Annotated in this window: 27 protein-coding genes; 12 read left to right on the top strand and 15 right to left on the bottom strand. The window is 63.6% G+C overall.

The annotated features are described in order from the left end of the window. Window positions 1-125: 125 nt before the first annotated feature. The 6 genes from BM083_RS12765 (at window position 126) to BM083_RS12740 (ending at window position 7,463) form a co-directional block, all read left to right on the top strand. Entirely contained in the window at window positions 126-2,030 is a 1,905-nt protein-coding gene (locus BM083_RS12765) for a 2-oxoacid:acceptor oxidoreductase subunit alpha (RefSeq protein WP_089869865.1), read from the top strand. A 2-nt stretch (window positions 2,031-2,032) separates the two neighbouring features. Continuing rightward, window positions 2,033-2,971 (top strand): thiamine pyrophosphate-dependent enzyme, encoded by a 939-nt coding sequence (locus BM083_RS12760; RefSeq protein ID WP_009374606.1) that lies wholly within the window; start codon window positions 2,033-2,035, stop codon window positions 2,969-2,971. 154 nt (window positions 2,972-3,125) lie between these two features. Then, entirely contained in the window at window positions 3,126-3,554 is a 429-nt protein-coding gene (gene lrpA1 / locus BM083_RS12755; protein WP_089869864.1) for an HTH-type transcriptional regulator LrpA1, read from the top strand. Window positions 3,555-3,624: 70 nt separating this feature from the next. Then, the gene (gene dinB / locus BM083_RS12750; protein WP_089869863.1) at window positions 3,625-4,968 is read left to right on the top strand and encodes a DNA polymerase IV; all 1,344 of its coding nucleotides are present in this window, start codon (window positions 3,625-3,627) and stop codon (window positions 4,966-4,968) included. 38 nt (window positions 4,969-5,006) lie between these two features. Beyond that, the gene (locus tag BM083_RS12745) at window positions 5,007-5,558 is read left to right on the top strand and encodes a hypothetical protein (RefSeq protein ID WP_089869862.1); all 552 of its coding nucleotides are present in this window, start codon (window positions 5,007-5,009) and stop codon (window positions 5,556-5,558) included. A 48-nt stretch (window positions 5,559-5,606) separates the two neighbouring features. Next, entirely contained in the window at window positions 5,607-7,463 is a 1,857-nt protein-coding gene (locus BM083_RS12740) for a helicase HerA domain-containing protein (protein WP_089869861.1), read from the top strand. Window positions 7,464-7,560: 97 nt separating this feature from the next. On the opposite strand, the gene tpiA is transcribed toward BM083_RS12740, so the two are convergent. From tpiA to hflX, 10 genes are all read right to left on the bottom strand, one after another. Further along, a complete protein-coding gene (tpiA, locus tag BM083_RS12735; protein ID WP_009374611.1) occupies window positions 7,561-8,205 on the bottom strand; it encodes a triose-phosphate isomerase in 645 nt (214 codons plus the stop codon). Between the two features lie 248 nt (window positions 8,206-8,453). Continuing rightward, complete coding sequence (locus BM083_RS23805; protein ID WP_177197627.1) at window positions 8,454-8,897, bottom strand: hypothetical protein; 444 nt, start codon at window positions 8,895-8,897, stop codon at window positions 8,454-8,456. 132 nt (window positions 8,898-9,029) lie between these two features. Beyond that, a complete protein-coding gene (locus BM083_RS12725; RefSeq protein WP_089869860.1) occupies window positions 9,030-9,743 on the bottom strand; it encodes a winged helix-turn-helix transcriptional regulator in 714 nt (237 codons plus the stop codon). Window positions 9,744-9,996: 253 nt separating this feature from the next. Then, window positions 9,997-10,524 (bottom strand): multiprotein bridging factor aMBF1, encoded by a 528-nt coding sequence (locus BM083_RS12720; RefSeq protein ID WP_089869859.1) that lies wholly within the window; start codon window positions 10,522-10,524, stop codon window positions 9,997-9,999. A 200-nt stretch (window positions 10,525-10,724) separates the two neighbouring features. Continuing rightward, on the bottom strand, window positions 10,725-11,327 hold the full coding sequence (locus BM083_RS12715; RefSeq protein ID WP_089869858.1) for a CDP-alcohol phosphatidyltransferase family protein: 603 nt from the start codon (window positions 11,325-11,327) through the stop codon (window positions 10,725-10,727). Then, window positions 11,324-11,872: an adenylate kinase family protein gene (locus tag BM083_RS12710; RefSeq protein ID WP_089869857.1), complete on the bottom strand. Its 549-nt coding sequence runs from the start codon at window positions 11,870-11,872 to the stop codon at window positions 11,324-11,326. The genes BM083_RS12715 and BM083_RS12710 overlap by 4 nt, the downstream gene beginning before the upstream one ends. Next, window positions 11,869-12,954, bottom strand: coding sequence for a histidinol-phosphate transaminase (gene hisC / locus BM083_RS12705; RefSeq protein ID WP_049893460.1), 1,086 nt, complete (start codon window positions 12,952-12,954; stop codon window positions 11,869-11,871). The genes BM083_RS12710 and hisC overlap by 4 nt, the downstream gene beginning before the upstream one ends. Window positions 12,955-13,006: 52 nt before the next feature. Continuing rightward, the gene (locus tag BM083_RS12700; protein ID WP_089869856.1) at window positions 13,007-13,366 is read right to left on the bottom strand and encodes a VOC family protein; all 360 of its coding nucleotides are present in this window, start codon (window positions 13,364-13,366) and stop codon (window positions 13,007-13,009) included. A gap of 58 nt (window positions 13,367-13,424) precedes the next feature. After that, window positions 13,425-14,288 carry an alpha/beta fold hydrolase gene (locus BM083_RS12695; RefSeq protein WP_089869855.1) on the bottom strand — a complete coding sequence of 288 codons (864 nt, stop codon included), beginning with the start codon at window positions 14,286-14,288 and terminating at the stop codon, window positions 13,425-13,427. A 62-nt stretch (window positions 14,289-14,350) separates the two neighbouring features. Continuing rightward, complete coding sequence (gene hflX, locus BM083_RS12690; RefSeq protein WP_089869854.1) at window positions 14,351-15,661, bottom strand: GTPase HflX; 1,311 nt, start codon at window positions 15,659-15,661, stop codon at window positions 14,351-14,353. Between the two features lie 291 nt (window positions 15,662-15,952). Here hflX and BM083_RS23335 point away from each other — a divergent pair, with 291 nt between their 5' ends. Both BM083_RS23335 and BM083_RS12685 read left to right on the top strand, forming a co-directional pair. Beyond that, window positions 15,953-16,090 (top strand): hypothetical protein, encoded by a 138-nt coding sequence (locus tag BM083_RS23335; RefSeq protein ID WP_177197626.1) that lies wholly within the window; start codon window positions 15,953-15,955, stop codon window positions 16,088-16,090. A 164-nt stretch (window positions 16,091-16,254) separates the two neighbouring features. Beyond that, window positions 16,255-17,364 (top strand): glutamate-cysteine ligase family protein, encoded by a 1,110-nt coding sequence (locus BM083_RS12685; protein ID WP_177197625.1) that lies wholly within the window; start codon window positions 16,255-16,257, stop codon window positions 17,362-17,364. 45 nt (window positions 17,365-17,409) lie between these two features. On the opposite strand, the gene BM083_RS12680 is transcribed toward BM083_RS12685, so the two are convergent. Further along, a complete protein-coding gene (locus BM083_RS12680) occupies window positions 17,410-18,141 on the bottom strand; it encodes a fumarylacetoacetate hydrolase family protein (protein ID WP_089869853.1) in 732 nt (243 codons plus the stop codon). Window positions 18,142-18,215: 74 nt separating this feature from the next. Further along, window positions 18,216-19,340, bottom strand: a complete 1,125-nt coding sequence (locus tag BM083_RS12675; RefSeq protein WP_089869852.1) for a winged helix DNA-binding domain-containing protein — start codon at window positions 19,338-19,340, stop codon at window positions 18,216-18,218. A 114-nt stretch (window positions 19,341-19,454) separates the two neighbouring features. On the opposite strand from BM083_RS12675, the gene BM083_RS12670 reads away from it, so the two are divergent. The 3 genes from BM083_RS12670 (at window position 19,455) to BM083_RS12660 (ending at window position 21,091) form a co-directional block, all read left to right on the top strand. Beyond that, window positions 19,455-19,778 (top strand): hypothetical protein, encoded by a 324-nt coding sequence (locus tag BM083_RS12670; RefSeq protein WP_089869851.1) that lies wholly within the window; start codon window positions 19,455-19,457, stop codon window positions 19,776-19,778. A 75-nt stretch (window positions 19,779-19,853) separates the two neighbouring features. Next, complete coding sequence (locus BM083_RS12665; protein ID WP_049893463.1) at window positions 19,854-20,579, top strand: metal-dependent hydrolase; 726 nt, start codon at window positions 19,854-19,856, stop codon at window positions 20,577-20,579. A 113-nt stretch (window positions 20,580-20,692) separates the two neighbouring features. Then, window positions 20,693-21,091 carry an OsmC family protein gene (locus tag BM083_RS12660; RefSeq protein WP_049893464.1) on the top strand — a complete coding sequence of 133 codons (399 nt, stop codon included), beginning with the start codon at window positions 20,693-20,695 and terminating at the stop codon, window positions 21,089-21,091. A 62-nt stretch (window positions 21,092-21,153) separates the two neighbouring features. Here the strand turns inward: BM083_RS12660 and BM083_RS23985 are convergent, their stop codons facing one another. Continuing rightward, window positions 21,154-21,282: a hypothetical protein gene (locus BM083_RS23985; protein ID WP_009374629.1), complete on the bottom strand. Its 129-nt coding sequence runs from the start codon at window positions 21,280-21,282 to the stop codon at window positions 21,154-21,156. A 245-nt stretch (window positions 21,283-21,527) separates the two neighbouring features. On the opposite strand from BM083_RS23985, the gene BM083_RS12655 reads away from it, so the two are divergent. After that, window positions 21,528-22,658 (top strand): baeRF10 domain-containing protein, encoded by a 1,131-nt coding sequence (locus BM083_RS12655; RefSeq protein ID WP_089869850.1) that lies wholly within the window; start codon window positions 21,528-21,530, stop codon window positions 22,656-22,658. Window positions 22,659-22,687: 29 nt separating this feature from the next. Here BM083_RS12655 and BM083_RS12650 read toward each other — a convergent pair whose 3' ends face one another. After that, window positions 22,688-23,281: a DJ-1/PfpI family protein gene (locus tag BM083_RS12650; protein WP_009374631.1), complete on the bottom strand. Its 594-nt coding sequence runs from the start codon at window positions 23,279-23,281 to the stop codon at window positions 22,688-22,690. A 39-nt stretch (window positions 23,282-23,320) separates the two neighbouring features. Beyond that, entirely contained in the window at window positions 23,321-24,106 is a 786-nt protein-coding gene (locus BM083_RS12645; RefSeq protein ID WP_089869849.1) for an HAD-IIA family hydrolase, read from the bottom strand. Window positions 24,107-24,110 lie beyond the last annotated feature (4 nt).

Here is a 24,110-nt window from a genome sequence, read left to right as displayed (position 1 = left end):
CTATATTGCCTCAAAGCCCTGTATTCTTCATTATCGTTCCTTGCTAATCCATAGCAAACTCTTTAGCCCGACCCTTGTTACACACAACTACTCTGGTCCGACGCGGCGGACCGTGACATCAAATTATGACTGAAGACGAACTCATCTGGCGAATCGCAGGAGGTTCCGGTGACGGGATCGCCTCGACGAGCCAGAACTTCGCGAAGGCCCTGATGCGAGCGGGGCTCCACGTGTTCACCCATCGACACTACCCCTCGCGCATCCGCGGTGGTCACACGTACACCGAGGTACGTGTCTCCGCCGACGAGGTAAAGTCACGCGGCGACGGCTACAACTTCCTCCTTGCTCTCGGCGACTCGTTCGCCCGTAACCCGCAGGAGAACGCCTACTACGGCAACGAGGAGATCAAGCCGCTGTCGGAGAACCTCGACGAACTCCACGAAGGTGGAGTCATCATCTACGACTCGGGTCTCCTCGACCCGAGCGAAATCGAGAACTTCGACGAGCGCGTCGAAGAGAACAACTGGCACGTCTACGACATCGACCTCCGCAGCATGGCTCGCGAGCACGGCCGCGAAGTCATGCGGAACACGGCCGGTGTCGGTGTGACGTGTGCGCTCACCGGCATCGAACTCGAGTGGATCGAGGAGCTGATGGAGAGCGCCATGCCGGAGAAGATTCTCGAACCCAACATCGAGATTCTCAACGAGGCGTACGACATGATCCACGAGGAGTACGACGTGGACGCGCCCGACGTCAAAGTTCCGTCGGGCGAGCACGACGAGGAGCAGGTGCTCCTGTCGGGCTCCGACGCCATCGCCTACGGCGCACTCGACGAAGGCTGCCGCTTCATCGCGGGTTACCCGATGACCCCGTGGACGGAAGTCTTCACCATCATGTCGCAGAACCTCCCCGAGGTCGGCGGCATCTCTGAACAGGTCGAAGACGAAATCGCCGCAGCGGCGCTCGCAATCGGTGCGAGCCACGCCGGTGCGAAGGCCATGTCCGGTTCGTCCGGCGGTGGCTTCGCGCTGATGGGCGAACCGCTCGGTCTCGCCGAGATGACGGAGACCCCCGTCGTCCTCGTCGAAGCCATGCGTGCGGGTCCGTCGACCGGGATGCCGACGAAGCCCGAGCAGTCCGACCTCGAACACGTCCTGTACACCTCGCAGGGTGACTCCCAGCGCATCGTCTTCGCGCCCGGGACCGCCGCAGAGGCGTACAAACAGACGCGAAAGGCGTTCGAAATCGCCTACGAGTACCAGATTCCGTCCATCGTCCTCTACGACCAGAAGCTCGGCGGCGAACTCGCAAACGTCCCCGCCAGCGTCTTCGACGAGGAGCCGAACCCGTCGCTGGGTTCGACGCTGACGGAAGCGGAACTCGAAGACGCACCGCACAGTGACACTGGGAAGTACAAGCGCTTCCAGCACGACGTCGAAGACGGCGTCAGCCCGCGTTCCATCCCCGGTCAGAAGGGTGGACGCTTCCTCGCGACTGGTAACGAGCACACGCCCGAGGGACACATCTCGGAGTCGCCCGAGAACCGTGTTGCGCAGCTCAACCGTCGCGTCCAGAAGACGGAGGCAATTCGCGCCGAACTCGACACGTCGAGCAAGGACGACAGCCACCAGACCTACTACGGTCCCGAGGACGCCGACTACGGTCTCATCACCTTCGGTAGCCAGCAAGGTACCGTCGAAGAGGCCGTCGACGTGCTCAACGAGAACGGTCACTCGGTCAAGTCGCTCGGTGTCTCCGACATGATGCCCTTCGCAGAGGAGGAAGTCGCGGAGTTCATCGAGAGCGTCGACGAAGCGCTCGTCGTCGAGATGACCGCGTCGGCTCAGTTCCGCGGCCTGATGCAGAAAGAACTCGGACTGTACGGCGAGAAGCTGTCCAGTCTCCTGAAGTACAACGGCAACCCCTTCGAGCCTGCAGAGGTCGTCGAAGGGTTCGAAGTCAACATCATCGAAGACGACGAACTCGACCACAACCGGATGAAGTTCGTCCCCTCCGCAGGTGACTAACTATGAGTGCATTCAGCGCAATCGGTGAAGAACGTGAGATAGACCGCGAGGAGTTCACGCCGGGACTCGAACCACAGCCGACGTGGTGTCCCGGATGTGGTGACTTCGGTGTCCTGAAGGCACTGAAGCAAGCGCTCCCCGAAGTCGGGCGAACGCCCGACGAGACGATGCTCGTCACGGGTATCGGCTGCTCGGGGAAGCTCAACAGCTACCTCGACAGCTACGGTTTCCACACCATCCACGGCCGCTCGTTGCCCGTCGCTCGGGCAGCGAAGCTCGCCAACCCCGGCCTTGAAGTCATCGCGGCCGGTGGTGACGGCGACGGCTACGGTATCGGTGGAAACCACTTCATGCACACGGCTCGTGAGAACCACGACATGACCTACATCGTGTTCAACAACGAGATCTTCGGCCTCACGAAGGGCCAGACCTCGCCGACGAGCCCGAAAGGTCACAAGTCGAAGACCCAGCCGCACGGCAGCGCCAAGGAGCCGCTCCGCCCGCTGTCGCTGTCGCTGACCTCCGGAGCCTCCTACGTCGCCCGAACGGCGGCGGTCAACCCGAACCAGGCCAAGGAGATTCTCATCGAAGCGATGAACCACGACGGGTTCGCCCACGTGGACTTCCTGACCCAGTGTCCGACCTGGAACAAGGACGCTCGCCAGTACGTCCCGTACATCGACGTGCAGGACTCTGACGACTACGACTTCGACCCGACCGACCGCCGCGAGGCGGCCGAGATGATGCACGAGACCGAGGACGCCCTCCACGAGGGCAAAGTTCTCACCGGTCGCTTCTACGTCGACGAGGAGCGTCCGTCCTACCAACAGGAGAAGCAGAACATCGGCGAGATGCCCGAAGAGCCGCTTGCAGCGCGGTACTTCGACGAGGACTACGAGTGGGAGCGCTCCTACGACATGTTCCTCGACAAGCACAAGTAACGCCGACCAGCAGTCACGGCGGCTGTTTTCTTTCTCTTTCGCGTGTAACGCTTCCAGTCTTGACTCTCGACGTGGCTCGTGCGTCGATTTCACAAGGCCGACAACTCGTTTTCGGTTCGCAAGGTATTTTTTCTGGCAACTGAAATTGCCACACATGAGTTCCACCTCCACGGAGGACCGCATCCTCGCCGCGCTCGAATCGGATGCGCAGGCCTCCTACGCGGACATCGCCCAGAGTGCGGGGGTGTCCAAGCCGACGGTCAGAAAGTACATCAAACAACTCGAAGACGACGGCGTCATCGTCGGCTACTCTGCCGACATCGACCCGAAGAAGCTCTCCGGACAGACCATCGCGCTCGTCGGTATCGACGTCGAGAGCGAACGCTACGTTGAGGCGACGCGGGCGCTGAAAGCACTTGACGCCGTCGAGACGCTCTACACCTCGTCCGGTGACCACATGCTCATGGCCGAAGTCCGCGCCACCGACGGCGACGCTCTCGGCGACGTCATCAGCGACGAGATTCTGAGTATCGACGGCGTCAGCGCGGCCCATCCTTCGTTCCTGCAGGAACGACTGAAGTAACGTTCTCGTCGCGTTTACTTTCACTCTGGACCCCGAACGTTCAGCATCCCTGCGCACCCACAGAGAGACGATGAACGGAGAGACGCTGCCCGGCACGACCGACGCCGGTGAGCGGCGCGTCGTCCTCCACGTCGACATGGACTGTTTCTACGCCTCTTGTGAGCGACTGCGCGAACCCGGCCTCGTCGGGAGACCACTCGTCGTCGGAATGGGGTACGACGCGGGTGAGACACACGGGGCCGTCGCCACCGCGAGTTACGAAGCCCGTGAGTACGGCGTCGAGAGCGCACAACCCATCTCACAGGCGCTCGACAACCTCCCGCGCATTGAGGACGAGGACAGTGCGGACGGAGTCGAGGGCGGCTACTACCGGCCCGTCGACTTAGACTTCTACAAGGAGGTCAGCACGCAGGTCAAAGAGGTGCTCCACGACTGTGCCGACGTCGTCCGCGAAGTGAGTATCGACGAGGCGTATCTCGACGTCACCGACCGAACGTCGTGGCAAGCCGTCGCCGACGGGGAACGGACGCTCGCAGAGGGCTACGCCAGACACGTCAGAGAGCGAATCGACCGCGAAGTCGGTGTCACGGCGAGCGTCGGCGTCGCCCCCAACATGAGCACCGCAAAAGTCGCCAGCGACCACGACAAACCCGACGGACTGGTCGTCGTCGAACCCGGAGCAGTCCAGGAGTTCCTCGCCCCGCTCCCGGTCGAGGCGGTCCACGGCGTCGGTCCCGTGACCGCCCGTGAACTCGGAGAGTTGGGTATCGAGACCGCAGGTGACCTCGCCACCGCCGACCCGACGGTGCTCCAGAACCGATTCGGCGGGCGCGGCAGAGAGATGTACGACCGCGCTCGTGGCCACGACGACCGGGAGGTGACACCGACGGGCCGTCCGAAGAGCCTCTCGCGTGAGTCGGCGTTCACGGAGGCGACGGACGAGGCCGAGGCGAAACGCGAGAAGGTTCGGGCACTCGCCGTCGACGTCGCTGACCGAGCACGACAGCGCGGGGCGATGTACCGAACAATCGGCATCAAAGTCGTCACACCGCCGTTCGACGTCAACACGCGTGCGCGGTCACTCCCCGGCCCCGTCGACGACTCCGACCTCGTGGAGTCGGTCGCACTCGACTTGCTCACCGAGTTCGCCGACAGCGAGGTGCGGAAACTCGGCGTTCGAGTCTCGAATCTGAGCTTCGCGGCCGAAGAACAGGCGCGCCTCGACGGGTGGGAAGGGTCGGCCGAGGCGGCCCGACCGGACGAGAGCGGCCAACGACCGACAGACGAGACCGAAACGAACGACCTTCGGCGGTGGCTCGATGCAGACGATGACGAACGCGACGACTCGGTGTCAGGTGAGTCGCCGCCCGGACGACACCGGAGCGGTCAGGCATCACTGGGTGATTTCGGATGAGTGATGGGATTTTTTATCGCTGGCTTCAAGGTGCAGTTATGGATAGACGGTCCCTGCTCTCCCTCGTTGCCGGTGTGGCTATCGGATGGACTGGTGCGACACTCGTCGACGACGACTCCTCGAACGACGACAGCGATGATGCCGGCGGTTCCGGTGGTGCTGGCGACGGTACCGGCTCGCCGTCGCCGACAGAGGTGCCCCCAGAGACAGGGACGCCGACGCCGACACCGGAACCGGCGGAGACGCAGACAGCCACCGCCGAACCGACGGCGACGCCGGAACCCACGCCGACCGAAACAGCGACGCCCGAATCGAATCCGGAGCTCCAGCGGAATCTAGACATCAACTCGCGGGGCTTCGGAGACGACGAGACGTACCAAGTACTGTACAGCATTCGCAACGAGAACGACGTCGCCGTCTCCGTGACGTTCGTGGCGACGGTCCAGCTTCAGAACGGGACGGAACTTCGAGAAGAACGGACGGCGACTATCGCTCCAGGACAGGCCGCCACCGACGAGTTGGTCTTCAACGAGTACGAGTCGTCGCCGTCGGGGTACGGATTCCGTCCCACTCGCACTGTCGAAGCGTAACACGACAGTAGGAGTTAAGATGGCACAGTCGGTGTTGCCACCAACTGAATGACAGACGAAGAAATCATCACCGTCGCAGAGGTGAGCGACGGACCGGGCGGCGACAGCGGCGAGGAACCTGGAACGCCCGTCTCGCTTCCGGTAGTCGAGATTCTCACCGGTCGCGGTTTCGTGACCGGCAAATCGGGGTCGGGAAAGTCGAACACGGCCAGCGTCGTCATCGAGAAACTGTTGGACTCGCAGTTTCCGGTGCTCATCGTCGACACCGACGGCGAGTACTACGGGCTGAAAGAACAGTACGAAATCCTCCACGCGGGCGCGGACGACGAGTGCGACATCCAGGTCAGCCCCGAACACGCCGAGAAGATTGCGAACCTCGCGCTCGAACAGAACGTTCCCATCATCCTCGACGTCTCGGGCTACCTCGACGAGGCCGACGCCGAGGAGATGCTGCTGAAGGTCTCACGGCAACTCTTCGCCAAGGAGAAGAAACTGAAGAAGCCCTTCTTGATGCTCGTCGAAGAGTGCCACGAGTACATCCCCGAGAAGGGTGGGATGGGCGAGGCCGGCAAGATGCTCATCAAAATCGCCAAACGCGGCCGGAAACACGGCCTCGGTATCGTCGGCATCAGCCAGCGCCCCGCCGACGTCAAGAAAGACTACATCACACAGTGCGATTGGCTCGTCTGGCACCGCCTGACGTGGCGAAACGACACGAAAGTCGTCGGGCGGATTCTCGGCAGCGAGTACGCCAACGCCATCGAAGACATGGGCAACGGCGAGGGGTTCTTGATGACCGACTGGAGCGAGTCGCTGCGTCGCGTGCAGTTCCACCGTAAGAAGACGTTCGACGCCGGGGCGACGCCCGGCCTCGACGACTTCGAGCGCCCAGAGTTGAAGTCCGTGAGCGGTGACCTCGTCTCAGAACTCCGCGACATCTCCGACGAGAAAGCACACCGTGAGAGCGAAATCGCCGACCTGCGACAGGAACTCGACAAGAAGGACGCGACCATCCGTCAACTCAGACGTGACCTCGAAGAGGCACAGGACATGAGCCGAATGGCCGACAAGTTCGCACAGGCGATGCTCCAACGCGCGGAAGCGCCGTATCGCGGCGGCGAGGGGCGAAACCTCAACCGACCCGAACACCAGCGTGGCCTCGACGGCTACGAACGAGAAGGCGACACGAGTGCGTCGCTCGAAGACGACGAACACGAGGACCACGAGGAACCGGAGGGCCGAGGCTACCCCGGATTCTCCGAGGACGAGTCTGTCGACGGTGACAGTGAGTCGACGCGAGAGGAGAGAGAGGGACGAGAGCACGCAGACACCGCAAGTGCCACTGGTGGATGGCCCGACCCGACGACTGTCGCTGCGAGCGAGTCGGACAGCGAACGTCGTGCCAGCCAGTCAGAGAAACCGAGCGAGTCGCAGGAATCGACCGAATCGAACGAACCGAGTCAGTCGCCCGAGCCGGAACCGGTACGCGACCAGCGTGGTGTCGTCCGCACGCTCACCGCGCAAATCGAGTCGCTCGACCCCGTGTCGCGTCGGATGCTCCGGCACTATCGCGACCAGTTGGTCAGCGACCCTGTCGACGCCCACGTCGCCGCCGGCGGGACGGGTGAGAACCAGCGTGCCTACAGTCGGAACCGACCACTCCGACAGCAGGGCTTCGTCACTCACGCCGGCCGCGGGCAGTACGCCTACGCACTGCCGGACCTCGTCCGCGAGGAGTATGCAGACCGACTCACCACCGACGAGTTCGCCGAGACGGTCGAAGCCATCGAAGCGGCGTTCGTCGACGAGTCCAAGTCGAGTGCTTCGACTCCTGCCGACCACGTCCACTCGCACGACGACGGAGACGACGGAGACGACGACCTGACGCCGTGGCCGGAACGCTGAGAGCGCTGCGATACCGCTCTCACTCGTTTCGAGCCTCGAAAGAAGAATCGACGCGAAGAGACGCTTCGTACCGGACGAAACGGAGGATGTAGCCGCGTTAGAGTCCCGAGACGAGGTCTTCGAGCGCAGCCTTCGGGTCGTCGGCCTTGGCGACACCACTGGCGAGCAGGATGCCCGTCGCGCCCAGTTCTTCGGCAGCGACGACGTCGTCGCCGTTCGAGACGCCGGCACCACAGAACACGTCGACGTTCTCGTCGACGGCAGCGGCGGCGTCGACGGCGTCCTCGACGATGTCGGGGTCGGCCGTCGAGACGGAGACGTCGCCACCGATGAGTTCCGGGGGTTCGACGGCCACGGCGTCGGGTGCGAGTGCGGCCGCAGCACCGACCTGCGTCGGGTTGTTGGCGCAGACGATGGTTTCGAGGTCGGTCCGGTCGGCCGCGTCGAGCGAGGCGTCGATGTCGGCGAGTTTCATCCGGTTCTCGGAGTGGTTGAGGAGCGTCCCCGTCGCACCAGCGTCGGCGACGGCTTCGGCGAGCGTACTCCCTGTGTGGCTCCCGTGCTCGTTGGGTGAGACGTGCTGTGCCCACGTCTCGACGCCCGTCTCGGCTACTTGCGAGAGATGTGCGGCTTGCGGAGCGACGGCGATACGGACACCGGACTCGTCGGCAACGTCGCGTGCGGCGGTTGCGACTTCGACTGGGTCACACGGATACGCCTTCAGATTGACCAGGATGAACATACACCGAACGATTCGCCTGCGGCGGTAAATAGCTTGATTTTCCGCAGCCAACTCGATAGTCGAGCGGCAGTCGGCGTCGTCGGTGTCGTCGACTGTTACGACACGACTCGACCCGGCGAAGTCGCTACTAGACAGCGTGAACTGAACCGACGTCGGTCGAAAAGACAGGCAGCGAAAGTCAGTCGTAGTGGACGAAAGCGAGTCGTCGCCTGTCGTGAGATGATGACACGAACTCCGTTCGGTCGCTGTTACGTGCTCTCTTCGGTCGTGGTCTCGTCGGTCGTGGTCTCGTCGTCCGTACTCTCGTCGGTCGTGGTCTCGTCATCTGTGCCTTCTTCGGTCGTGGTCTCGTCGTCTGTGCCTTCTTCGGTCGTGGTCTCGTCGTCTGTGCCTTCTTCGGTCGTCGTCTCGTCCGTCCCCTCGGCGGTCGTCGTCTCGGTCTCCATTTCGGTCGTCTCCGCGCTCTCTGTCGTCTCGGTTTCCCCCGCGGCTTCCGTCGTCTCCTCGCCACCCATGCTCGGCTCCGTCGTCTCTTCAGCATCGGTCCCCTCTCCACCTCCCTCGGTCGTCCCTTCGGTCTCGCCATCTCCCCCGGCACAGCCAGCGAGCCCGGTCATCGACGCAACTGTGGCCGCACCGATCCCTTTCATCGCAGTCCGACGGTCGAGCGTGAACGTTGTGTCGTCTTTCATATATGGGGTCCGGACCGTGTCGGTCCACGTCGTGAAAGGTGATTGAAGTAAAAAGGTGTTCTAACCGAACCGTCGAAACCCCTGTATACGGACGTTAGAAAGTGTTTCTAGGAAGAGTGTATGTTCGACTTGTCAGTCTTCGTCAGACAATCTGACGTGGGACAACTCGAGGAGCGTCGCGTGGAGTCGGTGTGAAATCTCGGGAGAGATTCGAGTGAGAACGGCACCACCATCGCGCTCACGTTCGACCAGTTCGTCCTCTTCGAGTCGCGACAGGTGATGTGAGACCGTACTCGGTGCACGGTCGAGTTCGGCCGCGAGTTCGCTGGTAGTGGCTGGTTCGGTCTGGGCGACTGCGGACATCACAGTCGCGACGGTGTCGTCTGCGAGCGCCGCCGTGAGCGTCGGGTGGTCGTCGTCACTGGGGAAGTGTCGCTGTTTCCCGCGAATCTTCTCGCTGAACACGAGACCCTCTCGTTCGAGGACACGAACGTGGTAGCGGACGGTCGACCGTGGGATGTCTGTCTCGTCGGCGACGGCCGCGACGTACGCTCCCGGCGAGTCGGTAATCGCGCGAAACACCTCGTTGCGCACCTCGTTGTCGAGCGGACTGAAGTCGTGACGAGCGTACCCTGCGACCACGAGCAACGGCGTCGGATCGACCGCGCTGGCAGACGAAGCAGTCGCGCTAGCCACCTCTGCGAGTACCTCGTCGCCAGTCACCGTCGCCATCTCGGTCGTAATCGGCTGGTAGACGGGAGAGTGCGTCGCTGCGGCCACCATCGGGATGGCACTCGCGAACACGAACACACCCACGAGAAGCGTGAGTGCCGGCGAGTTACGCATTGGAACACGGAGTGTGACCACTGAGCGAGTAGCGGTATCTAGCTGCGTGGTTGGAACGACCGTGGAGGGAGGTCCGATGTCTCATCGGTGAGCATTCGGAAGCATCCTACAAATCCCCATTGGCCGTTTCAGCACGTAATACTGAAGAATTCAGGACATTGGCGAATTTCTCAGATGTGAAACATTCCGAAGAGTCGACCTCCGAACGAATCTGCATCGAACGAAACCCGACGTCACGGGTCTACCGTTTCGCTCAGTCTTTGCGCTTGACGACGTCGCCGAGCGTCGTCGTCGTCGACGATCCGCTGGACCAGTCGGTCTCGTCGTCGCTAGAGCCTTCCGTCAGCGAGATGTCGAGTTTCTTCTCCAGTTTCTTCTGGACACCGTCGCTGGGGAGGATGTCACCGCGTTCGAGTTTGCGGATGAGACTCGCCTTCTCGTTCAGTTGGCCGGCGAGTTCCTCTTGGCTCATTCCTTGCTGTTCACGGGCTGCTCGGATACGGTCGTCGTAGTCCGCCGCGAGCTCTTCCATGTCGTCGAACATGTCGCGGCGGCGCGTACTGCCGCCGGACGACGAGGAGGACGAACTGCTCGACGAACCCGAGGACTGGTTGGTCTTCGAGGAAGACGTCGAGTACTTCGTCGACGTCGAACTCGTAGATTCAGTGCGGACCTCGGTCCCGAAGTCCTTGCAGCTGTCGCAGAGCTGCAGTTCGGCACCTTCGACTTTCGTAGTGGTGAGTGACGGTTTGTCCGCACCGCACATCTCGCACTGGGGCATGGTCTGTGGTAGTGTTGCCCGGGGTATAAAACGCACGCCACGTCCCCGCTCTCAGTTTCGGCTCAGCGGACGCTGAGTCGGTAGCCAGTCGCCGGTCTACGTCCCCACTGAGTCGGCAAGCCTACGCCGGTTTGAGGTCCCACTGAGTCGGCAGCCTACGCCGGTTTGAGGTCCCACTGAGTCGGCAGCCAGTCGCCGACTCAGAGGTCCGACCACGCACCCCAGAACCGCTGGAGTGCAGTGAGATGGCCGACGATGGTAAAGAGCACCAACAGTAGGCCAACGAGCGTCAGTCCCGCGACGAGTTCGCCGGGGAGAAACGCCGCGACGAAGCCGGTGAGTCCGACGAGTGCGAGTCGGTCCGCACGGCCGAGTAAACCACCGTACTCACGGCCCAGGCCGACCGCCTGAATCTGCGTCCCGAGGTACGAGGTCATGAGGACGCCCGTGACTGCGGCGAGTCCGAGCGCGTAGTTGTCGATTCCCGCCGCCAGCCCAGCGAGGATGACGATGTCGGCGTAGCGGTCCAACACGTGGTCGAGCAAGTCGCCGCCGTCGGAGGCGACGTTCTGCCGCCGGGCGAGCGCGCCGTCGACCAAGTCGAGCCACCCGTTCAAGAAGACGAAGAGCGCACCGAGCGCGTACCACAGTGGCGTGGCGACGTAGAACGCCACACCCGCGGCGACGGCGAATCCGAAGGCGAGGACGCTCACCCCGTTCGGTGAGAGGCCGACGCTGTCGGCGGCGGAGACGAACGGACGCAACAGTTTGTCTGCGACAGAGCGGTACTGGTCGAGCGTCATAGATAGTCGATGAAGTTCACCGCGCCCGCACTCGGTTCGCGCTCACCGTCGAGGACGGCCCGAATGTCGGCGGCAACCTCGTCGGGCGACCGGTCGGTGGTATCTATCTCGTACACGTGTTCCTCTCCGTGGAAGTCGACGGCCTCCGAGAGAATCACGTCGAGCGCCTCGCTCTCGGCGTTCTCTTTGGCTTTCTTCGGCGGTTCGCCGCGCTCCAGCAGGCGGTCTTCGAGCACGTCGGGACGACAGCGGAGGACGATTACCCTGTCGGCCTCGAGGTGGTGGGCGAGATGCGACTCGACGAGTTGATGGCGCGGAGCGCCGTCGCCAGCTGAGCTTTGCTCAGCGCTGCCGTCCCACTCACCTAACCACTCACGAACCCCGTCGAGGTCGGTGACGAGCGTGTCTCGGTCGGCGTCGCGTTCGGTCCAGAGCTCGTGTTCGCGGATAGCGTCGTTGAGGTGGACTATCCGGGATTGGGTGGAGAGGGCTTTCACTGCCGTCGTCTTCCCCGTTCCCGGGGTGCCGGTGACGACGACTCTCACGCTTCGACCACCTCGGCGAGGATTCGGTTCAGCACGTCGACGGCCTTCTTCGTCCCGTCTTCGGTCCCACACGAGATGCGGATACAGGTCGGGAGGCCGAAACTCGAACAGTCGCGGACGATGACGCCCTCGCGTTGACTCGCCTCGGCGACGGCGCTCGCGTCACCGACGTCGGCGAGGACGAAGTTGCCCGCGCTGTCGTAGGTCGGTGCGTCGAGATGTTCCGCGAGATACTCACGGGCCCACCTCGCCGTCTCGACGGTCTTCTCGACGTGTTCCTCGTCGTCGAGGGCGGCAAGTGCGGCGCGACAGGCCACCTCGTTGGCTGCGAACGGCGTGTTCACTCGGGCGTAGGTGTCGGCCCACTCCTCTGGCACTGCCGCCCAACCGATTCGGAGACCGGCGATGCCGTAGGCCTTCGAGAAGGTACGCGTGACCGCGAGGTTGTCGTACTCGTCCAAGAGGCCGATGCTGCTCGGCCGCTCGGAGTACTCGCCGTACGCCTCGTCGACGACGACGAGCGTGTCTTCGTCGACAGATTCGGCGATTTCACGAATGGCGTCGCGGGAGAACTCCGACCCGGTCGGGTTGTGCGGCGTCGTCAGGTAGACGATACGCTCGTCGTCGTAGTAGTCGAGCACCGCCTCCGGCGTCTGGGCGAAGTCGGACTCGGCGGTAAGTTCGTACTCCGCCACCTCGCCGTGGTGATAGCGTGCGCTCATCCCGTAGTAGGAGAAGCCGGGTGTCGGCGTGAGCACACGGTCACTCGGGTCGAGCATCGCCCGAGAGAGGTAGTCGAGTGCGCCGTCCGCGCCGGCGCTGACCCACACCTGTTCGGGTTCGAGGTCCCACTTCGCGGCGAGTTTCTCGGTGAGGTCCGCGTGCGAGGTGGTCGGATAGACGTCGATGTTCGGTGCCGCCTCCCGAGCGGCCTCGACGGCCTTCGGACTCGGCCCGAACGGGTTCTCGTTCGACGACAGTTTCGTCAGATCCTCGGGGTCGAGTCCGAGTTCGCGGGCGACCTCCTCCGTCCCGCGACCGGGAACGTACGGAGCGTGGTCTGAGAGGTCCCGTGGTTGCATAGTCGTGGGATGCAGGCGACGACTCTTAAGAGTGCTCACACCGCTCTCGGCCTCAGCCCTGTGGCTGGATAATCTCGACAACGTAGCCGTCGGGGTCGGTGACGAACGCGACGTACAGACCAAACTCGTCGACGGCGAACGGGCCGCGTTCGACCCGGTCCTCGCCCAGTTCGTCGACGAGTGCGTCCACGTCGTCGACGTCGACGGCGAGGTGGTTTAGCCCCGACGGGTCGACGTCAGACTCGTCGGCCGGGACGAACTGAATCTCCATCTCGTCGCCGTGGCCGTAGAAGACGTTGGTGACGCCCCCAGCCTCCAACTCGGCGACCGGTTCGAACCCCAGAACGTCGCCGTAGAACTCGGTCGTCGCATCCATATCCGTCACGTCGATTGCTGCGTGAAGCAGGCCCATACACCGTCTCAATCGGCGTGCGATAAAGGTCTACCCGCTCGGGCAACAGTTCGGAGACTCACGCCCCGGAATCCGTCTCTTCGTCGAGAGGCGGCGATTTCTCGATTGGCCGGGCCCGAGTGAGAGCGGTCCGAACTGCGGCGGTGAACTCGTCAGGACGGTCGAGATTCGAGGCGTGGCCAGCCTCCGGAATCTCACGAACAGCGACGTCTGGGACGTGGGCCGCAATCTCTGCTGCGTGACGCTTCACGAACGGGAGTTCGTTCTCGCCGTAGAGTACGAGCGTCGGCACCGAGATGCGCGTGAGGTCGACCGTCAGTTCGTGGAACCGAGTCATCGACCGGACGATTTTGACGAACTCGTCGGTGTCGATGCTCGGACCGTCCTCGCGCAGTCGTTCGATACGCTCGTAGTCGCCGCCGACGCCGCTGAAGAACCGCTCTGTCACCCACACGTTCGCCTTCTCGATGCGCTCGAAGCCGACGAGGCGGACGGGGAGTGTCAACGCGTTCAGGACGATTCGGCGCAGAAACCACTCGCCGCGAGTGAGGATGGGAGGCGTGAACGTGTCGGCCAGAACCACTCCCGCGATTCGGTCGGGGTAGCTAGCAGCGTAGGTCTGTGCGATCAGTCCCCCGAGCGAGAGGCCACAGAGCACCGGATGGTCGAGTTGCAACGCCACGATGAGTTCGTGGAGGTCCGCCGCGTACAGGTCGACCGAGTACTCGTCGAGAGCCGACCCACCGGTTCGGCCGTGTCCCCGGACGTCGTAGACGACCGTCCGATAGTCGTCTTCGAGCGCGGCAACCTGTTCGTCCCACATCGAGTGGTCGAGCAGAGCAGCGTGGACGAAGACGACTGTCTGTCCCGCTCCGTGTTCCTCGTAGTACGTCTCGATACCGTTCGTCTGAACTGTCGGCACAACTACGTATAGACGCGCTCCGACGGCATGAACACGCCGGCACTGAGACTCGTCGTTCAGCGTCACCCGGACGATTCCGAGGCTCTCGCCCGCATCTGCTCGACGACTGCGGGGCGACCGACGAAGGTAAAACGCACCGACTCACCTTCGTAGTGAATCTCTTTGACTGTCCCGTGGTCGTACGCCCACGACAGTAGTGTCTGCGTCGTGCCGGTGTTCGGGACTTCGAACATCGCTGTCGCCGTCGGGACCACCGACCGAATCCGCGCGAGCAACTCGTCGATTCCCTGCCCCTCGGTCGCACTGATGGCGACTGGGTCGACGTCGAACGTCCCGACGATGTCACGAACGTCGGCGACGTGCGCGGCCGAACGCCGGTCGACTTTGTTCACGACGGGCAGGACCGGCCCACTGGCCCGCCCGTGGAGCACGTCTCGGCACGTTTCGACTTTCGCTCGCACCGCCGAGAGCGGGTCACTGCCGTCGACGACGAGGAGGACCACGTCGGCGTGGTACGCTGCCGAGAGCGTCGACTCGAAGGCGTCGACCAGCCACGGCGGGAGGTCACGGACGAACCCGACCGTGTCGGTGACGAGTAACTGCCGACCCTCGGTCGAGACACGCCTGGTCGTCGTGCCGAGCGTCTCGAACAGGCGGTCGGCCGTCGCGGCCGTCGTGGATTCGTCCGGGTGTGCAGGGTCGCCGTCTGAGACGTCGAGTTCGTCTGCGAGTCGGCGCAGGAGCGTCGACTTCCCGGCGTTGGTGTAGCCGGCGAGGGCGACGAGGCTACGACCGGCCTCGCGGTGTCGTGCGCGCCGGTCGGCCCCGACGCTGTCTAGCGAGTCGAGTTTCTGTTCGACGCGCTGGATACGCTCGCGGATGTCGAGCACGCGACGGTGTTCCTTCTCGTTCATCCCCGCGACCGTCCGGCGTTCGTTTGCGGATTCTCGTTCGAGCCGAATCTCCTGTTTGATTCGAGGTAGTTCGTAGCGTAACTCCGCCAGTTCGACCTGTAGCTTCGCTTCTTTCGTCCCTGCTCGTTCGGCGAAGATATCGAGGACGAGTCGGTGTCTATCGACGAACCGGACACCGTCGGGGGCGAGCGTCCGAAGGTTGTGCGCCTGCTGTGGCGACAACGGGTTGTCGACGAGGACGGTGTCTACCCCCGTCTCGGTGACTCTGCGGGCCAGTTCTTCTGCCTTCCCGCGGCCGAACTGGTACGCCGAGTCTTCGGGCCGCGTCTGTGTGAGTTCGTCGACGACGGTGTACCCCGCCGTTTCGGCGAGGGCGGTGAGTTCGGCAGTCGATTTCGGTTCTCTGGGGTCGAATCGTGCGGCGACGAGTGCATCTCGTCGTGACTGTTGCTGTTGCATGCGTGTCGAATGGGGTGCCGACCGCCGTGGCGCGAGGACGTGACGGAGCGTCCGAACTACCCGCCGGTCGGCCGCCGTCACTCGTCGGAGAGACGGCGAGGCTCGGAGACCGGTACGTGGCCATCGGTGTGATGGCCGAGAACAGGGGGTCGAGTCGCCGTCCAGTCGAGTGACTGTATCCGTCGAGGCGACCGACCGGAGAACAGCTTACACGAGGGTCATCGGAGTCAACTGAACCGTTGTTCCATCAACACAAAAACGCTGTGGAGGTGTGTCACTACGTCTCAATCGGTGAGTGTAGTTCGGCCGAGCGAGTGGTCGGCCGAGCCACCGATGGCGACGGCGACGCCGGAGTCGACGACCACGATAGCCGCCGTCGAACGAATTGAGCGCAACCGAACGCGTCACGACGTGAAAGACCATCTATAACGGTGTGTATGGCCGTGTTACGGTCTGTCGTTCGGGTTTCAGGGCCGACGTTCGGATGGGTGTCTACTTAAATAGGTTGTAATTACAGCCCTATCGTTTAGCTAGGGGACCGGCGAACTGAGAATCCCGGGGCACGGACCAAGCGCCGTGACTCGGACAAGACAATGACACTAGGACTCGAGGTGGAGTACTGGGTCGTCGACGAGACCGGTCGACTCTGTGATGGTCGTGACCTCGTCGATGTCCACGAACACGTAATGCCCGAGTTCGTCGGGCCGCTGCTCGAAATCAAGACTTCACCGCACGAGGACGTAACTGCGCTCAAGCGGGAACTACAAGAGACGCTCCGGACGGTGCTCGACGCGGCCGAAGCGACCGGACGGTACCTCGTCCCGCTGGGGACGCCGCTCACGGAACACGACTCGCCGGCGACCAGTAGCCGGGGGGAGTTGTACGAGCAAATCTACGGCGAGTTCGTCGCCAGCCCGAAGAACTGTGCCGGGACGCACATCCACTTCGAGAAGACGAACGTGAAGCGGCAACTCGACCTCCTGACCGCGCTCGACCCGACGGTTGCGCTGGTCAGTTCCTCGCCGTACTACTGCGGGTCGCGGACGGTTCACTGTGCTCGTGCACAGGCGTACCGGAGAGCGTGCGGCGAGCGATTCCGCCCGTTCTGTGACCTGTGGTCGTACCCCGACAGTGTCGACGCGTGGACCGAGACGGTCCACGAGAACTTCGAGGAGTTCGTCCGAATCGCCGCAGACCGCGGCGTCGACGAGGCGACGGTCAGAGCCTCGTTCTGCCCCGAGGACACGGTGCTCGCACCGGTCAGACTCCGACACGAACTCCCCACTGTCGAGTGGCGCGCGCCCGACGCTGCACTCCCGAGCCAGCTCCTGCAGTTGGCCGAGGATGTCGACCGGCTGATGACGCTCACCGACTCGACACCCGTCGTCACCGGCGACCCTGGGGTGTCGGACGACGAGATTCGAATCCCGCCGTTCGAGGAACTGCAGTCGCTCAGCGACGAGGCGATTCGCTGGGGACTCGACTCGACTCGCGTGTGCGAGTACCTCAAGACGATGGGCTTCGACACCGCACAGTACGACCCGCTGTCGGCGCAACTCTCGGGTCCGGGTACGCTCCAACCCGACGAGGCCCGTCAGCTTCGACTCGACTGTGCGGCGCGGCTCCGGGCCGACGTCGAGGCACTAGACGGTGGCAACTTCCTGCGTCCCGTTCAGCCTCGTATCCAGTACTCTGCGCCGTAAGGGGCAAACGGCCGCTCGGGGCGTTCTGTGACCTGCTCGCTCGGGTTACGGAATCCGGACCCCGTGTTTTAACGTCCCGACACCTTCTATCTCGACTTCGACGTGGTCGCCGTCTTCGAGCGGGCCGACGCCCGCAGGCGTGCCAGTCGAGATAACGTCACCTGGTTCGAGCGTCAGGTAGGTCGTAATCTCCTCGATGAGCGTCGGTACGTCGAAGAACAGTTGGTCTCTGCTTCCCTCCTGTCGGAGTTCGCCGTTGACGCGGAGACGGACTGCAGCGTCGTCGGGGACGTGTTCGGGGTCGGCGACGACCGGACCGATGGGGGCGGACCCGTCGAACGCCTTCCCGCGGACCCAGTTCTGTTCCTCGTTCTGGTCGTCGCGGTTCGAGACGTCGTTGAGACAGGTGAATCCTCGCACCACGTCCATCGCGTCCTCGGCGGCGACGTGGCGACACTGCTCGTCGATGACGACGGCTAGTTCGGCCTCGTGGTCGATTCGGTCCTTCCCGGCCGGAAGCGTCACCGTGTCGCCGTGACCGGCCAGCGTGTTCGGCGGCTTGAGAAAGAGCAGCGGTCGGTCGGGGACGTCGTTGTCGAACTCGGCGGCGTGTTCGGCGTAGTTGCGGCCGATACAGACGATTTTCGAGGGCTCGACGGGCGGAAGTACGTCGACCTCGTCGTGGTCGTAGCGCTCGCCACCGAAGGTAATCGCGTCGTCGTGCCACTCGCCCTGTCGAATCGCTCCTGCGGGGTCACGGAATCGAACGTGGTGCATAGCGTGGGTGTGTCTCTCACATCGCTTAATCCTTGGTACTGTGGCGACTCGGACGGTGTCACCGGAGTCACGTTTTAATCCGCTTCGACGATGAGTTTCGGTTCCACGTCGAGACCGAGAAACCGACCGAGGTCGGCCGCTTCGGTCTCCAGTCCGACGACTATCGCGTCGTCGAGCGGTTCGAACGGCCGAACGCCGACCACTGGTGAGGCACTCTTGTCCAACGTCCACGTCGCGACGACGGCACCGTCGACGACGACTGTCGGGCGAATGATGCCCGCACCCGGCCAGACTTGCGTGTGAAACGCCGTCGGGACCGGACGGTTCTCCGGTCGGTAGCCGAGTAGATAGGTGTCGTAGCCGGGGAGAAACCGAACGGTCGTCTTTGATTGGGTCGGGTCGGTATCCGGAACGTCGGCGGTGCGCATCGACAGCGTTCGTTCGCCGAACGTGACGTCGCTCCGCTCGTCGGCAATCGACTCCCACCCGGCTCGGACGTCCCGTTTGGGGAGGCCCGACCAGTACGCAAAGTCGTCCAGCGTCGTCGGTTGATACGCCGACAGATACCGTCGTGCGAGCGTAGCTAGCGCGACGTCTCTGTCCGGTGGCGCCGGCGACGAGACCCACTCCGCTACGACGTCGTAGGCGATATCGCCTGCCTTGGGTGCGACTTCACAGAGGACCCCGCGGAGGGCTGCCTGCCGAATCAGGAAGTTCGGCGTGCGACTCGTCGGGTCGACGTCGACACCCGACTCACGGAGTCGAGCGGCGAGTTCGTCCCGGGTGAGCGGCCCCTCGTCGTCGAGAACCCGCCGAATCGCGTCCATCGTCCGCTCCAGTTCCGCCTCGTCGAACCCCACCTCCGCGAGTTGTTTCGGCTCCGGGCCTCGCGGGGCGAAGTGCGGTCCGAACAGCGAGAGAAGCCACGACAGGTCGTCGCGGGCGACGAGGTGGAGCGTCCCTCGCATACTCCACGTCCGAACTATCGTCCGCTCCTCGTGGAGCGACGCTTCGACGTCGCTGGCGACGAGGCCAGCGGTCCGAGCACGAACCGAGAGCATCGCCGACCGCGTCTCCTGTGCTTGCACGCCGCAGAGCGCTTCGGCGGCGTCGGAGACGGCTGTCACCGTGGTCGCCGGGTGGAGACGTTGTGACCGCATCCGCAATGGACCCACCGCGTCGTCGGTGAACGAGTACATCGTGGAGACCGTTCGCGGTGAGCGAACGTAGCTGTATTGTTGGTTCAGCGGAGATTCGACTCGAAGCGTAACGTGGCCAGAACCCTCATTCGACCGGACAACTATTCAACAAGTATGCTGGTCTATCTGCATCAGTACCGCGAAAACGACGCCGACGAGACGGTCGGAGAGGACGGCCCGTCCGTCGACGTCTCGGCTGGAGAGTACTTCGACACCGAAGAACTCGCCGTCGACGAGTGGGAGCGTATCGACTACGGCGACCGGACCGTCTTTCGGAAGCCGACGACGTACGAGGGCGTCACGCGCGTGTCCGTCCCGGCGGACGTCGAGGAACCGGACGACCTGCCGGGCGAGACGATTCAACTCCGTGTCGACGGCGAGACGACGTACGTCGAGAACGTCGAACTCATCGAAATCACCGACGAGAACCCCTCGTAGGAAGATTCGACTCCCGGCAGTACTGTGCCGCTGGCCATCTTTTATGTGGATTCCGTGATTACTGGCGAACGAACCATGGAACTCACCTGGTACGGTCACTCTACGTGGTACGTCACCGTCGGCGAGACGTCGCTCCTCATCGACCCGTTCTTCGACAACCCGCAGACGTCGAAGGAACCGAGCGACGTCGACGACCCGGACTACGTGCTTCTCACACACGGTCATCAGGACCACGTCGCGCACGCCGCGGAGTTCTCCGACGCGACGCTCGTGGCGACGCCCGAACTCGTGAACTACGCGCAGGAGAACTGGGGCTTCGAGGACGCCGTCGGCGGCATGGGGATGAATCTCGGCGGCACCGTCGAGTGCGGCGACGCCTACGTCACCATGCACCGCGCGGACCACTCCAACGGCATCATGAACGACCCAGACGTGAGCGCCGGGATGCCTGCTGGCTTCATTATCAGTGATACCAAGCCGACGCAGGTGTCCGACGAGGAGTCGAACACGTTCTACCACGCCGGCGACACCGGCCTCATGCCCGAGATGCGCGACGTCATCGGCCCGTACCTCGAACCCGACGCCGCCGCACTGCCGGTCGGTGACCACTTCACGATGGGTCCGTGGCAGGCCGCCATCGCCGCCGATTGGCTCGACCTGGACCACGTCTTCCCGATGCACTACGACACGTTCCCGCCCATCGAAATCGAGATGGACGACTTCGAACGCGAACTGGACGCCGCAGGTGCTGGCGGCGAACTCCACGTGCTGGACGGCGACGAGACGTTCACGCTGGAGTAACTGAGGATAGCTGACGGCGAACGCGTCGCTCGATTTTTCTCGACTGTCGAGGCGTACTGATGGACCACGTTTGGGTTACCTTTAGTACCGTCGCAGACAACGTTCCGGTTGCAATGAGCGACATCGAGACCACCACTGTCAGCGAAGAAGGGTACGGATGTTCCAGCCAAGTCGGCGACTTCGACATGTCGATCGACGCGACAGGCGAGACCGGGCCGGACCCGAACTCCGCGCTCGTCGCGACCTACGCGTCCTGTTTCCTGCCTGCGTTCCGCGTCGGCGGCCAACAGCGCGGTGAAGAGGACCTCGGCAAGATTCAGATCGACTCCAGCGCGGACCTCGACGAGGACGACGACCTCACGGCGATTCGCTTCGACATTCACGTCGAGGCCGACCTCTCGGACGACGAACTCGACGAGATCGTCGAGCGCGCAGAGGACATCTGTCACGTCCACAGCGCACTCCGCGAGGGCCTCCACGCGGACATCACGGTCCACGGCGGCGCGTTCTAAGTCGAACTCGGAGCAACTTTTTTGGCTGTCGCTCGCACCCGGAGCGACGCCCAAAAACAACGCTATCGTCGGTAACTTCGGTATGTCATGGCCTCTCCGTCGACGATGACGACTTCGCGTTCTTCGCGGTCGTAGGTCGGTGGCTGTGCCACCTCGTCGCGGAAGGTGTACGGCGTGTCACGTTCTTCCATACCACGCCATTAGAGGGGGAGTATAAATATCCTCGTCAGACACGTGATTGGTATCTGGGGAGAACACTCGGGTTTTCCTATGTGTTCGAGAGAGGAGTCGAATGTGCCGTGTGAGCACCACACAGTGCCGCTCTCGGGTGTCTCGTACCCCTTCGGCGATAAGACATTTTTATCGCCCGCGAGTAGCCGGGACCGTCCCCCCGCGTTCCGTCCAGCGGCGGGAGACCAACTGGTGATTTCGTCTTATGTCTACCCAACAGAGCCTATCCGAGGACATCGAGACGGTAGCGAACGCGGAAGCGAACGACGACCAACTCGTCACGGTCGCGATTGCACCGGACGAGTCACTAGAGGCGGTGCGTGGCCGCGTCGAGGAGGACCACGCAGAGGCCGAGTATCTGAACGAGCGAGAGGAGGTCCAGAAACCGCTCAAGCAAGCGATGGAGGAGACACGGCGAATCCTCCACGACTACGAGGAGACCCCCGAGAACGGTCTCGTCGCGTACGCTGGCGTCGTCGACGGTGACCTCGTCACGAAGGTCTTCGACGACCTGCCGGACCCGGTCACCGAGACGACCTACGGGTACGCAAACGAGTTCGACACCGCGCCGCTCGAAGCCAGTACGAGCGGGACGGACACGTACGGACTCGTCGTCGTCGCCCGCGAGAACGCGGTGGTCGGCCGCTACGACGGCGAGACCATCGAGCGAATCGAGACTATCGAGAGCGACGTCCCGAGCAAACAGGCGGCCGAAGGTGGAAAGGAAGACCGCTTCGAGGGCCGGAGCCAAGAGCGGAAAGCCGAGTTCTTCGACAGCGTCGGCGAGAGTCTCGAACGAGCGTTCCTGAACCCGACGACCGGAGAGTCCGACCCCGACACCGACACCGACGCACCCGCACACGGCGACGTCTCGGTCGCGGGCCTACTGGTCGGTGGGAGCGAGGTCACGGTCGAGCAGTTCGAGAACGGTGGTCATCTCCCCGAGCGCCTCGCGGACGCGACCCTCGGCACCTTCAACGTAGAGTACAGTTCCGAGACCGGACTCCGACAACTCGTCGACGCGGCCGAAGACGCGGGCGCACTCGACGGCAGTGACGCACGCGAGACGCTCGACCGGTTCTTCCAGGCACTCGCCGACGACGACGAGTCGGCGGTCGGCGGCCGCGAGGACGTCGACGAGGCGCTGGAGTACGGGGCCGTCGAGACGCTGCTGCTCGCCGACTCACTACCCGCCGAGGACGTCCAGACGCTCCGAGCGCGGGTCGAAGAAGAGGGCGGGACGTGCGTCGTCGTCCCCGAGTCGCTCGACCGCTCGGAGCGCCTCCAAGAGGCGTTCGACGGCGTCGGTGCACTGCTTCGGTTCGACGTCGAATAGCGGTCGAGAGACGTGCGAGCGGGCGACGTTCAGTCGTCCGCCGGTGCGGCCTGTCCGTGCTGAATCTCGGTGCCGAGCAGGTCGAGGAACTGCGCCAGCCACTCGGGGTGGTCAGGCCACGCCTGTCCCGTCACGAGGTTCTTGTCCGTCGTGACTTCGTCGACCCACGAACAGCCAGCGGCTTCGACTTCGGCCTGCACGGCCGGATAGGCGGTCATCTCGTAGCCGTCGAGGACGCCCGCAGCGGCGAGAATCTGTGGTCCGTGACAGATGGACGCGACCGGCTTCCCTTCGTCGAAGAAGTGCCGGACAGCGTCGAGAACGGCGTCGTACGTACGGAGGTACTCCGGGGCGCGGCCACCGGGGACGACCAGCGCGTCGTAGTCAGCGGGGTCTACGTCGTCGAACGTCGCCGTGAGTTCGAAGTTGTGGCCGCGTGTTTCGAGATAGGTCTGGTCGCCGCGGAAGTCGTGGATAGCCGTCTTCACCACGTCACCCTCCTCGCGCTCGGGACAGACGGCGTGAACCTCGTGGCCGACCATCTGGAGCGCTTGGAACGGCACCATAATCTCGTAGTCTTCACCGAAGTCGCCGACGATCATGAGAATCTTCTTTCCGGGCATAGCAGCTACTACGTCTCGCTCAGAGACTATAACGGTTCGTCAGGAGTCGTTCAACACTCGACCGATGTCGGCGATGGAGTCCAGCACGTAGTCGGGTTCGACGTCCGAGTCGTTCAGCGTGTCTTGGTCGGTGACGCCCGTTCGGACGAGGACCGTCGTCATCCCCGCACGAGCGCCGAGTGCGATATCCGTGTTCAAGCGGTCACCGACGACGAGACAGTCCTCGGCGGGGACGCCGAGATAGTCGAGTGCGAGTTGTTGGGCGTACTCGTCTGGCTTACCGAGAATTCGGTTCGGGTCGCGTTCGGCGACGCCCGCGACGGCGCGGATGATGGCCCCCGACCCGGGGACCAACCCCTCGTCGGTTGGGATGGTCACGTCTGGGTCGGTGCCGACGAAGGGCACGTCGCCGTCGAGTGCGTGGAGCGCTTGCGTCAGACGGTCGTAGGTGAACTCCCGGTCGATGGAGACGACGACTGTCTCGGCGTCGTTCGGGTCGTCGACGACGGTCAGCCCTTCCTCGTCGAGTTGAGTGCAGAATCCCGACTCGCCGACGACGAACAGGTCGTCAGTGGCGTGGTGTTCGGCGAGGTACGACACCGTGACCGTCCCGGATGTCATCACCTCGTCGGCGTCGACGGCGAACCCCGCCCGCTCGAACCGGTCGACGTAGGCCCGGGGCGCTTTCGTCGGGTTGTTCGAGAGGAAGAGCCGCCTGATACCGGCGTCGTCGAGCGCGTCGAGAGCGTCTCGCGCGCCGGGAATCGGCGTGTCACCGCGGACGACTGTGCCGTCGACATCCAACACTGCACCACGGTAGGTCATTGCC

Origin of the sequence: Halogranum rubrum, assembly GCF_900114455.1 — an archaeon.
Taxonomy (GTDB): Archaea; Halobacteriota; Halobacteria; order Halobacteriales; family Haloferacaceae; genus Halogranum; species Halogranum rubrum.
The sequence above is the reverse complement of the archived record's forward strand: the minus strand, read 5'-3'. Positions and strand labels throughout refer to the sequence as shown.